We start from the raw sequence: 14,907 nt of genomic DNA on the forward strand, positions 1-14,907 counted from the left end.
TTATGAATATAGCGGTGATCGGCGGCGGAGGCCGCGAACACGCTTTAGTAAGAAAATTTGCAGAGTCTGAGAAAGTGGACAGGATCTTTGCGATACCTGGTAACGCGGGGATGTCGGATGTTGCAGAAGTGATTCACGGCGTATCAGAGAAAGATTTTGAGGCCATTGCCGGCGTCTGTCTTGAAAATGAAGTGGAGTGGGTGGTCGTTGGACCGGAAGCCCCTCTTACCGAAGGCATCGTGGATTACCTGGAAGATGAACATGGGATCAAAGTGTTCGGTCCAAGAAAAAAAGAAGCGCAGATGGAATCCTCCAAAGCATTCACTAAAGAGCTGATGGAGAAATATGACATACCGACGGCAAAGTTTGCCAAATTCAATGATTATGATGAAGCATATAAATACATCGAAGAACAGGGCGCTCCGATCGTCCTGAAAAAAGATGGCCTGGCAGCCGGGAAAGGTGTCGTCGTTGCAACGGACATGGATGAAGCCCTGGCCGGTCTCGATGAATTGACGGCTGGGGGAACGGATGATGCCCAGATCGTCATCGAGGAATATCTGGAAGGGGAAGAGTTCTCCCTGATGGTACTGGTCAATGGCGAGTACACCCATTCATTCGAAATGATCGCCCAGGACCATAAACGTGCCTTCGACGGGGACACCGGTCCCAATACAGGCGGCATGGGTGCCTATGCGCCGGTCAGTCATATCGGTGAATCCCACCGTACAGAAGCCATTGAGAAAATCATCAAGCCTGTGGCACGTGGAATGGTGGAGGAAGGCCTCGATTATTTCGGCATTCTTTATCTGGGTGCGATGGTGACCGCCGACGGCGTCAAAGTAATAGAATTCAATGCGAGGTTCGGTGATCCGGAAGCCCAGATTCTGCTGTCGATGATGGATGACGATTTCGCCGACGTAATCGAAAAAGTCCACCGGAAAGAACCGTTCGAACTTAGTTTTAAACCCGGCTGCATGGTCGGTGTGATGCTCGCAAGCACCGGATATCCGAAAGCATATGAAAAAGAAAAATATGTAGAATTCGAAAGTGTCCGCGACAATTGCTACATCAGCGGGCTGGGCCAGGACATGGATGGCCGCTTCGTCACTTCCGGCGGCCGGGTGCTGCTCGTGACCGGACACGGTGAATCTGTGGATCAGGCGGTAAAATCGGTGTACGAAAACGTGGCGCAGGTGAAGTATGAAGACGGCGATCTGTTCTTCAGGAAAGATATCGCCCACCGTGCACTGTAGAGCCTTTTAAATTCAACTTGAAGCCAAAAATACCCCGGATGAAATGCGTCCGGGGTATTGCTTATTAAACAGGTATTCACAGCGACCTTTTTAAACCATTTAAACTGCCTCTTGCCATTCAAACTTCTGCAAATTCAACCTGCCTGTAAATCAACCTGCGTCCTGCAAAAACAAAGGTCTGAATACCTGGTAGTACTTCTGATTTTTAGTGATTGATTACTCGAATGAATCCTGGATTTCCTCTTCGGTTTTGTCCGTGCCCTCTTTGTCACTTTCGATATCCTTGCCTTTGGGCACTTTCCTGTCTTCATTCTTTTCCAGCTCTTCAGCCGGATTTTCCTCTTCGCGCGCCTCTTCAGCGGCGTCTTTCAGCTCATCTTTTTTATCTTTGAAACTCATCTGTATCATCACTCCTAATTGAGATTCGATATCATATAATATTATTTCTTATCTGTGTTATTAGATAGATACCCAGTGCTTTTATAGGATAAACATGAATTATCATCCATCGGAATATTTTTCTGTATACGTGTGTTATGATTCAATGCATTGTGGGGGATAATCCTCTATAATGGGAATGGATTGAGGTGAAACTGAATGAAAAAGCTCAAACAGCAGAGCGAAGTCTATATCAGTATATTATTAGGTATATTCTTTGTTGTGCTTGGTATATTCGTATTATTCAACACGGGGCACATCCGCGGCGAAGCTCCGGATGTGGATGATTCCCAGATTGAGACGGTCTTTGATCTGATCACTGCATTCTTTTTAGAAGGGACGACTGTCCTGAGCATTCTGATCGGCGAGTTTCCGATTATCGCCGGCATTCTGATTGTGCTTTTCGGAGTGCTCATGCTGAAGATTTCACAGATGATCCGGCGGACAACGGAATTTGACACCGGGCTGTCCTTCTTCTTCATAGGCCTGTCCTTCTTCCTGTTCATCATAACGACAGTATTGATGCATCAGGTATACGGCTGGTTCGCACTGCTCTACCTGCTGGCGTTCATAGTGCATATGCTCTATAACATATTCAATGAGTATCTGGATCCCGCGCACAGGAAAGAACATTATATGATCATCCTTTTCGTATACGGAATCGCCTATTTCTTCACACAGAATGCAGTGTATTCCAATATCGAAACAGCGACGACACCGACTGATGTACTGGCGATCAATACATTCTTCACTATAATCTGGGTGCTGTCACTGCTCGCGCTCGGAGTGGGTGTCTTCCTGTCTAAGTCGAAAAACCTGCTGAAGAAACCGAGGAAAGAGGAGAATGCGGCATTATCCCGCAAAAGTAAACACCAGAAACTGGATCCGAACCAGTATTTCGGATTCTCCGGCAGGCTCTATGATTTCCGGAACAGACTGCTTGAAAAGACAAAAAGATTTTTGGAAGTCGAATTTCCATCCTGGCTGAAAGCAAACTACGTCGAACTGCTTCTGGGTACGATCGTTCTGTTTTTCATTCTGATAGAGTTCAACAACCGTCACGGTGTATTTACCGAAGGATATTTCAGGATCTCCCAGATGAAGTATATTTATGAGTGGGTGAACTTGTTCCTGGCGCTCGCCCTTGCGGTCGCCTATCTGTTCTTTACTTTTTTCAACATGACACAGAATAAATTCTATCACCGCCAGATGATCATCATTACACTGCTGTGGCTGAAACTGACGACAAGTCTCTTCATCACATTGTTCAAGGATGTCGAGCTCTCGCTCTTCATCCTGCCATTCAACATATTGCTTGTACTGGTTTCGACACCATTGCTCCTGATCAGCATATTCAAGGAATTCGAAGGAGGTAAAAATAATGAAAAAAATAAAGCAGCATGATTATTCGGGCCGTATCGATGATGAAAATAAAGCAGAACGGTTCCATCAAGTCGTAAAACCATGGTCGGAACATGCCGAATCCGGGAAACCTGTGTTCATCGGATTCTCTTCCGAAGAAGGTGTCCACCGCAACAAAGGCCGGCTGGGTGCCAAAGAAGGGCCGTTCAAAGTCCGTGAAAAGATGGCTTCCCTCCCTTATACAGATACGGTCTATGATTACGGCAGCGTCATCGGCGACCAGGACCTCGAAGGGGGGCAGGCGGCCCTCGGAGAGGAGGTCGGTAAAGTGTTCGACCATGGCCAGTTCCCGCTGATCATCGGCGGCGGTCATGAAACACTGTATGGACACTATCTCGGGGTGCGCAGAAAATATCCGGATCAGAAAATCGCAGTCGTGAATCTGGATGCACACTTCGACATCCGTGACGAAGCACCGTCTTCGGGTACGATGTTCCACCAGATTCTGTCTGAAGATAAGAACATCGACTATTTCGTGTTCGGCATCCAGCCCGCGGGGAATACGAAAACTTTATTCGACACTGCCGACGCTTTCGGTGTGAAGTACGCATTGATGGAAGACGTGAGAAATACCGGCATATTTGAAGAGACGCTTGGAACTCTGGACGAATATGATGTCGTGTTCGCCACACTGTGCATGGACTCCATTCAGCAGGGGACAGCCCCGGGAACAAGTGCACCGTCACCAAACGGATTTACAGCATCAGAGATCCACAGCATGATCGCAAGCCTCGCCAAACTTCCAAATATCGTCAGTTTCGATATAAGTGAAGTAGCACCAAGACTCGATATAGACGACCGGACAAGCGGCCTCGCGGCAAGCCTGTTCCACCGGTTCATGATAGAAAAGGAGACTTTCAGATGAATACAGTCCAGCTGAAGCGCGGCCAGGAAAGAGCATATGCCAATGGGCAGCTCAACATCGAACGGGATGATCTGAGTGACGATACATTTTTAAAAGATGGAGAAATAGTAAGGGTGACCGATCATTTCGGCACACTGATCGGCATCGCCATGATCAGTTTCGAACAGAAGACGATCGGCTGGATCCTTTCAGATAAAGAGGAAGCCATCGACCGTGAATTCGTAGCCGGGAAAATAGCAGCAGCCATAGAGGAACGCACGCCTTTATTCAACCAGGAGGACACAAATGCATTCCGCCTGTTCAACGAAATCGGAGACGGCCTCGGCGGGCTCGCCGTCGATTATTACGACAACCATCTGCTCGTGACATTTTACAGCCGGGGCATATACAAAATCAGAGATCTGATCATCAAGGAATTGATGGTCCAATTAAAACCGGACTCCGTTACAGAGCAGACCCGGTTCAGTGCGGACGGTCGGATGAAGATAGAAAACCGCCGAGTGAGCGGCAATGTGGAATTCCCGATCACGGTGCTGGAGTCGGGGCAGCGTTTTTCGGTCCATCTGGATGATGGTCCGATGACTCGGCTGTTTCTGGATCAGAGGGAAACGCGCAGGGCCCTGATGAAAAATGCGAAAGGTGCTCACACATTCCTGAACCTTTTTGCATACAGCGGTACATTCTCGATTTCTGCGGCGATCGGCGGCATGTCGACGACCAGCGTGGATCTTGCGAACCGGACGAAGGAACTCATCACAGACAACTTCAACAATAATAGTCTGCCGGTCGAAGCCCATAAGATCTATATTATGGAAACATCCGAATTTCTGAAATATGCCGCAAGGAATAATCATGCTTATGATTCGATACTGATCGATCCGCCGAGCTTCTCACGCTATAAGAAAAAGGTGTTCAAGGTGGACCGTGATTACCCGAAACTCATACTGGAAGCGGTCAAAGTGCTGAACCGGGGCGGAACGCTGATCCTGAGCCAGAATCTGGAATCGTTCACTTTGAACCAGTTCAAAAAGCAGATCGGCAATACTCTGGAAAAAGCAGGATATTCATATACTCTCGAAGATGTAAAAGGACTGCCCAAAGACTTTGTGACGGTCAAAGGATATAAAAAAGGGAAGTATCTGAAAGTCGTGAGCGTGACGGTCGACTGAACCCCGCAGGTTTAACATTAATATGGACGCGGGTATATATACACATGTAATAAGAATTTGAAAAAGAAGGAGTTTTGTTCATGAGTGCATACCCGCTGACAACAGAACAGATATCAGAACGTGAAAAAGAGGCGCGCGAATTGGTGAAAAGGAAAGCGAGATTTTCTTCCATTGCCGCTGCGCTGCCGATTCCTTTCCTTGATATCGGCACCGATATGAAACTGATGAATGACATTACAGGTGAAATAGAAGAGGTTTTCGAACTGGATCACAAGCAGGTAAGTGATACATCGGATGATATGAAGAACCGGGCGGCGGTCATGGCTACCAGCATGGGCAGTGAGTTCGTCGGACGCCAGACAACGAAGTTCCTGGTGAAGCGGATCGTCAAAGGTTCGGGCAGAAGAATGTTCAAATTTGTACCTATCATAGGTCAGGCGGTCGGCGCCGTCGTCAGCTATATGATGATGAAAAAGCTTGGGAATGATCATGTCGAAAAGTGTGCTGCCGCGGCGAGACAGCAGACACTGGCTTAAATACGAAGGCACTCTTTAGAGGGGTGTCTTTTATTATTTAATATGATATAAATGGCATGAGTCAAAATGTGTCCCGCCAGGGACACAAATTGTAAAGTTTACACATGCAATGTTAGTGGTATATTGGCAATATCAGAATGAAACGTGGTAGAATGTAGGTAATCATGTTTAACAATCATGAACAACCTAAATTAAATTATAAGTAAGCAAAAGGAGACTGGCATAATGGAACAAAAATCTTATCTAATTACAGACGAAACAGGAATTCACGCTAGACCGGCGACTATATTGGTGCAGACAGCATCTAAATTCGATTCTGACATTCAATTGGAGTACAATGCTAAAAAAGTGAACTTGAAATCCATCATGGGTGTAATGTCACTGGGCGTTGGAAAAGATTCTGAAGTGACTGTATATGCTGAAGGAAAAGACGAAGAAGAAGCGCTGGAAGCAATTACTGAAACTCTTTCTAAAGAAGGACTGACTGAATAATGTCTAAAATTCTCAAAGGGATTGGAGCAAGTGATGGCGTAGCAATCGCTGCGGCATATTCACTTGAGGAACCGGATCTTACGATCGGTCAAACTTCCGTCGAAGAAGGCCAGGAAGACCGGGAAGTGGAAAACTTCAAAGGTGCTTTCAACCAATCCAAAGTTGAAATTACAAAAATAAGGAATCATGCAGAGGAAGCTGTCGGACCGGAGCATGCTGCGATATTTGACGCGCACCTGCTTGTTCTGGACGATCCTGAGTTCCTGGGGCCGATCGAAGACGGCATCCGCAACGATAAAAAAAGTGCAGCGCAGTCACTCGTGGATACGAGAGACCAGTTTGTAGCGATTTTCGAAGGTATGGATAATGAGTACATGAAGGAAAGGGCAGCGGATATCAAAGACGTATCCAAACGCGTCCTTGCACATATCCTCGGCAAAGAACTGCCGGATCCAAGCAATATCGACAAGCCGGTCGTCATCGTGGCTGAAGACCTTACGCCATCCGATACGGCGCAGCTGGATAAGAAATTCGTCAAAGGGTTCGTAACGAACATCGGCGGACGCACATCGCATTCGGCAATCATGTCCCGTTCCCTCGAGATTCCTGCTGTAGTGGGCACAAAGGAAATCACGGAAGTTGTCAAAGTGGGCGATCAGATTATCGTGGACGGCAGCGCAGGCGATGTCATCGTGGAACCATCTGATAAAGAAATCAAGGCCTACGAAGAGAAGGCGGCTAAAGTAGAAGAAGAAAAAGCTGAACTTCAAAAACTTGTCGATGAACCATCCAAATCAATGGACGGAATTGAAGTTGAACTTGCGGCCAATATCGGTACACCGGATGATCTTGAAGGTGTCACTTCCAATGGTGCAGAAGGTATAGGACTGTACCGTACAGAATTCCTGTACATGGGCAGAAATGAGATACCAAGTGAGGAAGAACAGTACGAAGCCTATAAAAAAGTGCTTGAAGGCATGGACGGTAAACCCGTTGTTGTCCGCACACTCGACGTAGGCGGAGACAAAGAACTGCCTTATCTGGATCTGCCTAAGGAAATGAATCCGTTCCTCGGATTCCGTGCAGTACGCATGACACTGGATAATGAAGAATTATTCAGAACACAGCTCAGAGCACTGCTCCGTGCGAGTGCACATGGCAATCTGAAAATCATGTTCCCGATGATTGCGACAATCGATGAGTTCAACCGTGCAAAAGCATTGCTTATTGATGAAAAGGAAAAATTGGTTGAAAAAGGCACAGATGTAAAAGAAGATATCGAAGTTGGAATCATGATCGAGATTCCTTCCGCTGCGATTATTGCAGACCAGTTTGCGAAAGTTGTAGACTTCTTCTCCATCGGTACAAACGACCTGATTCAATATACAATGGCAGCCGACCGCATGAACGAAGCAGTCAGCTACCTGTATCAGCCGTACCACCCGGCACTTCTGCGTCTGATCCAACTCGTGATCAATGCGGCACACAAAGAAGGCAAATGGGCAGGCATGTGCGGGGAAATGGCAGGAGACGAAAAAGCCATTCCGTTACTGCTCGGCCTCGGCCTGGATGAATTCTCCATGAGTGCATCCTCTGTCCTCAAAGCCCGCAAGCAGATTTCCGGTCTGAAGAAAACAGACATGGAAAAACTTGCATTGTCAGCAGTGGATTGTGCAGAAACAGAAGAAGTGCTCGCTCTTGTGGAAGAGTATACAAACAGAGCATAGAGAATATATGATTTATTGAGAGTCTCCCGCACCTTTTGGTACGGGAGATTTTTGATTGAAGTTTATCTGGGTCCGCATTATCTTTTCGGCTGAATTGATGTGAGCCGCTTCTTGCTCCGAAAAAAATCTACAACTCCTGTCGCTGATTTTGATTTAAAGATAAGAAAGGACTAATGCATACGCTCAAACGCCAATCTGATATAATGAAGAAAAAAGTGGGTGGCCGGTGTGAAAGAGCAGTCTCGCAGCCCAATCCAGCTGTATCTTACGCTGCCGATTTTGGCATGGTCGTTGTTTGATTTTGCGAATACGATTTTCAGTGCGAACATAGTGACGTTGTTTTTTCCTCAATACATAACGGAGATGGTGGGGACTGATCCGCGTCTGGAACAGATTGCATCAACAATTATCGCTTATGCGAATGCGGTGTCCGCAATGCTCCTCATCTTATTTTCCCCGCTGTACGGGGTGACGATGGACCGGACGGGCAGGCGTAAAAAATATGTGATGGTGTTTACCCTCATGTGCGTTGCGGCAACGATCATGATGGGAATCTTCGGCGGCACGGACTCCGAAACCTGGCTCGGTCTGCCGAACGGCTTGATCCTGACGATCATTTTATTCGTTTTTGCGAAGTTCTGTTTCAGTTCGGGGAATGTTTTCTATGATGGTATGCTGTCCGGTCTCGGCAACAGAAGGGAGATTCCGCTCATTTCCGGTTTTGGTGTGGCACTCGGTTATCTGGGAACGCTATTCGGCATCTTTTCCGTGATTCTGCTAATCGGCGATGCGCCGACGCATCACACGTTCTGGCTGTCCGGAATTCTTTTCCTGATTTTTGCACTGCCGATCTTCTTTATCAATAAAGACCGGCGTGTGCCTCCGAAACCAAAGCAGCCTTTTATAAAGGGGTACAGGGATATTTACCGTACATTCAAAGAGGCACGGCAGTACCCGTCAATTTTCTTCTTTATGATTGCATACTTTTTCGTCAATGATGCACTGGCGACCGCGATTGCGATGATGCAGCCGTATGCGACGACAGTCGTCGGTTTTGAAGCGGGTGCTTTCCTTGTCATTTTCATGGTCGCGACTGCATTCAGTATCATCGGCGCCATCGTCTTCAGTTTCATCAATCGGACGATCGGTTCTAAAAAGACATTCCTTTCCATTGCCATTCTGCTGGCAGTCGCGATTGTGATTGCAGCGGTACCGCTGCCGATGTGGACATTCTGGATTGCCGCATGCCTCTTCGGCATTGCGATGGGGTCCACCTGGGTGGTCAGCCGCACGATGATCATCGAACTTGCGCCGCCCGGCAGGGAAGGACAATTTTTCGGTCTGTTTGCATTCAGTGCAAAGATGAGTGCAATCATTGGTCCCTTCGTCTATGGCTCGATCACTTTACTGCTTGCGGATTATGGAACCATCGCATCAAGAATCGCGATTACAAGTCTGATCGTCATGATACTGATCGGGATCTTTTTCCATATGAAAGTGAAAGAGGAACCGCCTGAAGCGGTCCGGCAATAAAATGCTGCTCTCTTCTGTGTATGATATGCACCCTCAAAATTGAAATCCAAATTCAATTTTAATGGCACATCACAGTATGGAGACAGGAGTTTTATCATGCAGGATCATCCAAAAATCAATTTGATAATAATTTCACAAAATTGTCATGGAAAATGCATAGTTCTTATTATCATTGGAGCGGCTTACAGTCTATAATTAGGGGTAAGTTATTAAAGAGGTGATCTTGATGGATGACGTTATACTTGGCCGTGTACTGACAGCGACAACGCTTGGATTCCATATCATATTTGCAACTATTGGAGTCGGTATGCCAATCGTCTTCATGGTGCTCGAATTTTTAGGAATCAGGAAGAAAGACACTGATTACCTGACCATGGCACGCCGTATCGCAAAAGGTTATACGGTAACTGTGGCAGTGGGGGTAGTGACCGGTACGATCATTGGTCTGCAGCTCTCGCTCATATGGCCTGATTTCATGAGGCTTGGCGGACAGATTATTGCTCTGCCGCTGTTTATGGAAACATTCGCATTCTTCTTTGAAGCGATTTTCCTGGGGATTTTCCTGTATACATGGGACCGTTTTAAAAACCCGTGGCACCACTGGCTTTTAAATATCCCGATTGTCATCGGGTCGTCTTTATCCGCAGTGTTCATTACGACAGTGAACTCATTCATGAACACACCCGCAGGATTTGATATGGTGGACGGCGAACTGATCAACATCGATCCACTCGCCGCGATGTTCAACCCGTCAACCTGGGTGAGGGTGTTCCACGTTGTGGCGACTGCATATACAACAGCAATATTCCTGATCGCATCTATCGGGGCATTCAAACTGCTCCGTTCCAAATTCAATGAGGACCGGGAGTATCACAAAAAAGGTCTGAAAGTGATGATGGTCGTCGGTCTTATTGCGGCTTCCATGACGGCGCTTGCAGGGGACCTGTCTGCTAAATTCCTTCATGAACATCAGCCGGAAAAACTCGCTGCACTCGAATGGCACTTCGAGACTGAAGATAATGCAGATCTGATACTGTTCGGCATGCTCGATGAGGAGAACCAGGAAGTTAAATATGAACTCAGAATCCCAAGCTTCCTGAGTTTCCTGGCAGGCAGTTCCTTCGATACGGAAGTGACGGGGCTGAACGATATACCGGAAGATGAACATCCGCCTCTGGTGATCCACTACTTCTTTGATATCATGGTATTCTTCGGCTTCTATGCACTCGGGATTTCAATTCTTTACTTCATAGCGAAATTCACGAGACTGGACGAACACCATCCAGCTCTGCTGTATGCCTATGTATTGACCGGGCCGCTCACGATGGCAGCCATCGAGGCAGGGTGGTTCCTTGCAGAAATGGGCCGCCAGCCGTGGATATTGAGAGGTTACATGAGGGTTTCCGAAGCCGTCACCAATGCAGACGGTCTGGGTGTCACACTGGTTGCATTCGTCATCCTCTATGCGCTGCTCGGCTTTACATGCAGCTACGTGCTTCTGAGGATGTTCAAAGGAAAAAGTGCACAGCAGGACCGCTTTGACCTGTATGGTGAGCGTTATAAAGGAGGTCAGCTGTAATGAGCTACGAAATTATAGGTATCACAGTGCTCTGGACGTTCCTCTACGGTTATATCATCATTGCCTCGATCGACTTCGGGGCGGGATTCTTCAACTTCTACAGCAAGGTGACCGGAACAGATAATATCATCAGTCCGATCATCGGGCGCTATCTTAATCCGGTCTGGGAAGTGACGAACGTCTTTTTCGTCTTCTTCTTCGTCGGAATTGTCGGTTTCTATCCGGACACGGCGTACTATTACGGGACAGCGCTCCTGATTCCGGCAAGCATCGCGCTGATCCTGCTCTCCATCCGGGGAAGCTACTACGCATTCAACTCATATAATAAAGAATCTAAAATGTCATGGGCCTTCCTTTACGGTGTGACTGGACTGCTCATTCCGGCGTCACTGTCGGTCGCGCTCGTCATTTCAGAAGGAGGATATATCATCCAGGACGACAGCGGCATCCAGCTGAACCTGGAGGAGCTGCTGTTCAGCACCTATTCCTGGTCGGTCGTTTTCCTGGCTATCATTACGGTGCTTTACGTATCCAGTGCCTTCCTGACTTTCTATGCCAACCGGGCCCGGGCGAAAGAGGCGACAGAGCTGACACGCCGCTGGTTTTTGATTTGGACGCTGCCGATGCTGGTCATTACCCAGTTCGTGTTCCTGGGGCTCCGTGACCACAACTACGAACACTTCACGAATGCGCAGAACGTCTGGTATTTATTCGGGTTGAGTCTCCTCTTCATGGGAATCGCAGTGTATCTGGTCTGGAGGCGCATCAACTACGGGCTGGCGTTCATCATGATCATGATGCAGTACGGTTTTGCATTTTTCGGATACGGCATAAGTAAGATGCCGTACATCCTGTATCCTTATGTCGAGATCAATACGTCTGTTGTCAACGATGCAATGGCGCTGGCTTTGACGGTTGTGTTCGTACTCGGACTGTTCATGCTCATACCAAGCCTCGGGCTGCTGCTCAGGCTGTTCCTGTTCGATAAGGATTATGTGCAGGGTAAAGACAATAGTAAATATTAGGCTGAATTAATTTTCTGATTGATGAAGGGGAAATGAACGATGAATAAAGAATTTGCAGTAATCGGTCTGGGCCGCTTCGGCGGCAGCATTGTCAAAGAACTGAGAGAGATGGAAACTGACGTCCTGGCCATAGACATAGACGAGGAACGTGTGAATGAGTTTGCCGATATTGCGACGCAGTCCGTCATCGGAAACACCACAGACGAAACAGTGCTCAAGAATCTCGGATTGCGCAATTTCGACAATGTCATCGTTGCAATCGGGGATAACATCCAGTCGAGCATCCTGACGACATTGCTGCTGAAGGATCTTGGTGTAAAAAAAGTGACGGTAAAAGCCCAGAGCGATTATCATGCACGAGTGCTTGATAAGATTGGCGCGGACGTCGTGGTACATCCGGAACGGGATATGGGCCGGCGTATTGCCCACCGGCTCGTGTCCTCCTCTGTATTGGATTATCTGGAACTCTCCGATGAACATTCCATCGTCGAAATATATGCCACAGAAAAACTCGCGGAGCAGACGCTCCTGGACCTGGATATCAGGGCGGAGTACGGTGTGAGCGTGATTGCAATCAAGCGGGGATCGGACATCATCGTCAGTCCTGATCCGACGGTCAATATCAAGGAGACCGACGTACTCATCGTCATCGGTACCGATGACGACCTGAACAAGTTTGAAAAATTATTGAATAAAGAATAATTGAGCGGACAGAACGAAAACATCCCCCGGATGCACCAGATGGTGAAGCCCGGGGGATGTTTTTTATCATTTTATTTTTGTGCTGCGCCTGTTTCCTGATCGACTCTCATGATCATTGGAAGGATCATAGGTCTTCTGCGTGTCTTTCTGTAGAGATGATTGCTGAGCTCTTCGATTATGAGCTGCTTCACGTGATACCACTGTGCATCATCTTTAGTATTGAGAAGATTGATCACATCGCCTTTGATTTTCTTTTCAGCGCTGCGGATCAGTCCGTAGGATTCCCTCATATAGACGAAACCACGTGAAATGATATCCGGTCCGCTCAGCAGTTCGCCTGTTTTAAAGTCGATGGAGACAACGACGATTGCGAGTCCTTCTTCAGACAGATCTTTTCTGTCACGAAGCACGATATTACCGATGTCGCCAATGCCGATGCCGTCGACGAATACAGTGCCTGCCTGTACGCGCTGCGAAAGTCGTGCACTGTCGCTTTTAAGTGCAAGGACGTCACCGATTTCCATCAGGAAGATGTTCTCAGGATCCATCCCTGTGTTGACGGCAAGCTCTTTATGAAGATGGAGCATGCGGTATTCGCCGTGGATCGGCATGAAGTACTTCGGTCTTATGAGCCTCAGCATGAGTTTCTGCTCTTCCTGCGAACCGTGTCCTGAAGTATGGATGTTGGAAAGTTTACCGTGAATCACATCCGCCCCGGCTTTATACAATGCGTTGATTGTACGGTTTACGCTGAGCGTATTACCGGGAATCGGTGATGAACTGAAGACGACAGTATCATCCGGTATGATACTGATCTGGCGGTGTGTGCCGTTCGCGATCCTGGAGAGCGCAGCCATCGGCTCGCCCTGGGAACCTGTACACAGTATCATCACTTTATGCTTTTCGACCTTGTTTATCATCTTCGGTTCAATGAATGTTTCCGGCGGTGCTTTGATGTAGCCGAGCTCCGTACCGATGCGGATATTGTTTTCCATGCTGCGGCCGAATATGCAGATCTTGCGATCAAACTTCACGGCTGCATCGATTGCCTGCTGAACACGGTAGATGTTGGATGCGAATGTTGCGAAGATGATCCTTCCGGCACATTTCCTGAAAATATCCTCTACATTCTGTCCGACTGCTTTTTCACTGATTGTGAAATTCGGTACTGTCGCATTTGTAGAGTCGGAGAGAAGGCACAGGACGCCTTCTTCACCAAGCTGAGCCATCTTGGCAATGTTTGCCGGCTCACCGACAGGTGTGAAATCGAATTTGAAATCCCCTGTGTGAACAATATTGCCTTCAGGTGTCTTTACCACGACACCGTAGGCTTCCGGAATGGAATGGGTCGTAAGGTAGAATTCAACAGACATGTGTTTGAATTTCAGCACCGTATCCTCTTCAATAGGGTTGAGTTCCGCGGTCCTCAGGAGATGGTGTTCCTCCAGTTTGTTGCGGATCAGCCCGAGTGCAAGCGGTCCGGAATAGATCGGCACATTGATTTCTTTCAGTAAAAATGGAATCCCGCCGATGTGATCCTCGTGACCGTGTGTAATGATCAGCGCACTGATGCGCTCCTGATTCTCTTTCAGGTATGTGTAGTCCGGGATGACGTAATCGATGCCGAGCTGCTCGTCGTCCGGGAATTTGATCCCGGCGTCAATCACTATGATTTCATCTTTATATTCAATGCAGTAAGTGTTTTTTCCGATTTCCCCGAGTCCCCCGAGGGCGAATACACCTACTTCACCTTTTTCAAGTCCCATCAGACGTTCTCCACGTTGAAATCTGTGTTGTTCTCTTTTTCGTACTCCAGGTGTTCGGGACTCAATTCCTGTACGAATTCGATGTTGTAGCTTTCGTCTTTCAGAGCGCGTCTGACCTGTGTTTCAGACTCTGCTTCAAAATAACGTGTGTGTGTATCCTCACGAATGATTCTTGTATCCAGTGTTTCCTGGAAAAATACTTTAAAAACTGCCATTTGTCATTAACTCCTTCATATATCTGTATAGTATTTTAAAAATGATTGTTGAAATGCTTACAATAAAAAAATGTGTGCTGCTTTAGACAGCACAATAAAGGAAGGGGCTTATTTGTCCCCCTTCATATATTCGTTGTTCAGCAACCCTTTTCTACCGAGAATGCGTCTAAGCTTCTGCTTCA

General features: G+C 47.4%; 14 protein-coding genes. 11 read left to right on the top strand and 3 right to left on the bottom strand.

Features of this window, described 5'->3' with window-relative positions; genetic code table 11:
* Positions 1 to 2 precede the first annotated feature (2 nt).
* Positions 3 to 1,256: a phosphoribosylamine--glycine ligase gene (purD, locus tag BM271_RS01235; protein WP_046789827.1), complete on the top strand. Its 1,254-nt coding sequence runs from the start codon at positions 3 to 5 to the stop codon at positions 1,254 to 1,256.
* A 216-nt stretch (positions 1,257 to 1,472) separates the two neighbouring features.
* On the opposite strand, the gene BM271_RS01240 is transcribed toward purD, so the two are convergent.
* On the bottom strand, positions 1,473 to 1,655 hold the full coding sequence (locus BM271_RS01240; protein WP_046789828.1) for a hypothetical protein: 183 nt from the start codon (positions 1,653 to 1,655) through the stop codon (positions 1,473 to 1,475).
* Between the two features lie 198 nt (positions 1,656 to 1,853).
* Here BM271_RS01240 and auxA point away from each other — a divergent pair, with 198 nt between their 5' ends.
* From auxA to BM271_RS01290, 10 genes are all read left to right on the top strand, one after another.
* Complete coding sequence (gene auxA, locus BM271_RS01245; protein ID WP_046789829.1) at positions 1,854 to 3,098, top strand: lipoteichoic acid stability factor AuxA; 1,245 nt, start codon at positions 1,854 to 1,856, stop codon at positions 3,096 to 3,098.
* On the top strand, positions 3,076 to 3,981 hold the full coding sequence (gene hutG, locus BM271_RS01250; RefSeq protein ID WP_046789830.1) for a formimidoylglutamase: 906 nt from the start codon (positions 3,076 to 3,078) through the stop codon (positions 3,979 to 3,981). Before auxA ends, hutG begins: the two co-directional genes overlap by 23 nt.
* Positions 3,978 to 5,150: a class I SAM-dependent rRNA methyltransferase gene (locus BM271_RS01255; protein WP_046789831.1), complete on the top strand. Its 1,173-nt coding sequence runs from the start codon at positions 3,978 to 3,980 to the stop codon at positions 5,148 to 5,150. Before hutG ends, BM271_RS01255 begins: the two co-directional genes overlap by 4 nt.
* Before the next feature lie 80 nt (positions 5,151 to 5,230).
* A complete protein-coding gene (locus tag BM271_RS01260; RefSeq protein ID WP_046789832.1) occupies positions 5,231 to 5,686 on the top strand; it encodes a hypothetical protein in 456 nt (151 codons plus the stop codon).
* Positions 5,687 to 5,911: 225 nt separating this feature from the next.
* On the top strand, positions 5,912 to 6,178 hold the full coding sequence (locus BM271_RS01265) for a phosphocarrier protein HPr (RefSeq protein WP_046789833.1): 267 nt from the start codon (positions 5,912 to 5,914) through the stop codon (positions 6,176 to 6,178).
* On the top strand, positions 6,178 to 7,905 hold the full coding sequence (gene ptsP / locus BM271_RS01270) for a phosphoenolpyruvate--protein phosphotransferase (RefSeq protein ID WP_046789834.1): 1,728 nt from the start codon (positions 6,178 to 6,180) through the stop codon (positions 7,903 to 7,905). Before BM271_RS01265 ends, ptsP begins: the two co-directional genes overlap by 1 nt.
* Before the next feature lie 228 nt (positions 7,906 to 8,133).
* Positions 8,134 to 9,438 (top strand): MFS transporter, encoded by a 1,305-nt coding sequence (locus BM271_RS01275; protein ID WP_046791457.1) that lies wholly within the window; start codon positions 8,134 to 8,136, stop codon positions 9,436 to 9,438.
* A 226-nt stretch (positions 9,439 to 9,664) separates the two neighbouring features.
* Positions 9,665 to 11,017: a cytochrome ubiquinol oxidase subunit I gene (locus tag BM271_RS01280; RefSeq protein ID WP_046789835.1), complete on the top strand. Its 1,353-nt coding sequence runs from the start codon at positions 9,665 to 9,667 to the stop codon at positions 11,015 to 11,017.
* Complete coding sequence (locus BM271_RS01285; RefSeq protein WP_046789836.1) at positions 11,017 to 12,042, top strand: cytochrome d ubiquinol oxidase subunit II; 1,026 nt, start codon at positions 11,017 to 11,019, stop codon at positions 12,040 to 12,042. The genes BM271_RS01280 and BM271_RS01285 overlap by 1 nt, the downstream gene beginning before the upstream one ends.
* A 39-nt stretch (positions 12,043 to 12,081) precedes the next feature.
* Entirely contained in the window at positions 12,082 to 12,744 is a 663-nt protein-coding gene (locus BM271_RS01290; protein WP_046789837.1) for a potassium channel family protein, read from the top strand.
* 71 nt (positions 12,745 to 12,815) lie between these two features.
* Here BM271_RS01290 and rnjA read toward each other — a convergent pair whose 3' ends face one another.
* Positions 12,816 to 14,510, bottom strand: a complete 1,695-nt coding sequence (rnjA, locus tag BM271_RS01295; RefSeq protein WP_046789838.1) for a ribonuclease J1 — start codon at positions 14,508 to 14,510, stop codon at positions 12,816 to 12,818.
* Positions 14,510 to 14,725, bottom strand: coding sequence for a DNA-dependent RNA polymerase subunit epsilon (locus tag BM271_RS01300; RefSeq protein WP_046789839.1), 216 nt, complete (start codon positions 14,723 to 14,725; stop codon positions 14,510 to 14,512). Before BM271_RS01300 ends, rnjA begins: the two co-directional genes overlap by 1 nt.
* Positions 14,726 to 14,907: the final 182 nt, after the last annotated feature.

Source organism: Salinicoccus halodurans (genome assembly GCF_900114445.1).
GTDB lineage: Bacteria > Bacillota > Bacilli > Staphylococcales > Salinicoccaceae > Salinicoccus > Salinicoccus halodurans.

What these genes read in the sequence shown, in the direction of transcription:
- rnjA (WP_046789838.1), bottom strand. Translation starts at nt 14,510, where the DNA reads ATGGGACTTGAAAAAGGTGAAGTAGGTGTATTCGCCCTCGGGGGACTC.
- BM271_RS01260 (WP_046789832.1), top strand. Translation starts at nt 5,231, where the DNA reads ATGAGTGCATACCCGCTGACAACAGAACAGATATCAGAACGTGAAAAA.
- BM271_RS01240 (WP_046789828.1), bottom strand. Translation starts at nt 1,655, where the DNA reads ATGAGTTTCAAAGATAAAAAAGATGAGCTGAAAGACGCCGCTGAAGAG.
- BM271_RS01285 (WP_046789836.1), top strand. Translation starts at nt 11,017, where the DNA reads ATGAGCTACGAAATTATAGGTATCACAGTGCTCTGGACGTTCCTCTAC.
- BM271_RS01290 (WP_046789837.1), top strand. Translation starts at nt 12,082, where the DNA reads ATGAATAAAGAATTTGCAGTAATCGGTCTGGGCCGCTTCGGCGGCAGC.
- BM271_RS01300 (WP_046789839.1), bottom strand. Translation starts at nt 14,725, where the DNA reads ATGGCAGTTTTTAAAGTATTTTTCCAGGAAACACTGGATACAAGAATC.
- ptsP (WP_046789834.1), top strand. Translation starts at nt 6,178, where the DNA reads ATGTCTAAAATTCTCAAAGGGATTGGAGCAAGTGATGGCGTAGCAATC.
- purD (WP_046789827.1), top strand. Translation starts at nt 3, where the DNA reads ATGAATATAGCGGTGATCGGCGGCGGAGGCCGCGAACACGCTTTAGTA.
- BM271_RS01255 (WP_046789831.1), top strand. Translation starts at nt 3,978, where the DNA reads ATGAATACAGTCCAGCTGAAGCGCGGCCAGGAAAGAGCATATGCCAAT.
- hutG (WP_046789830.1), top strand. Translation starts at nt 3,076, where the DNA reads ATGAAAAAAATAAAGCAGCATGATTATTCGGGCCGTATCGATGATGAA.
- BM271_RS01265 (WP_046789833.1), top strand. Translation starts at nt 5,912, where the DNA reads ATGGAACAAAAATCTTATCTAATTACAGACGAAACAGGAATTCACGCT.
- auxA (WP_046789829.1), top strand. Translation starts at nt 1,854, where the DNA reads ATGAAAAAGCTCAAACAGCAGAGCGAAGTCTATATCAGTATATTATTA.
- BM271_RS01280 (WP_046789835.1), top strand. Translation starts at nt 9,665, where the DNA reads ATGGATGACGTTATACTTGGCCGTGTACTGACAGCGACAACGCTTGGA.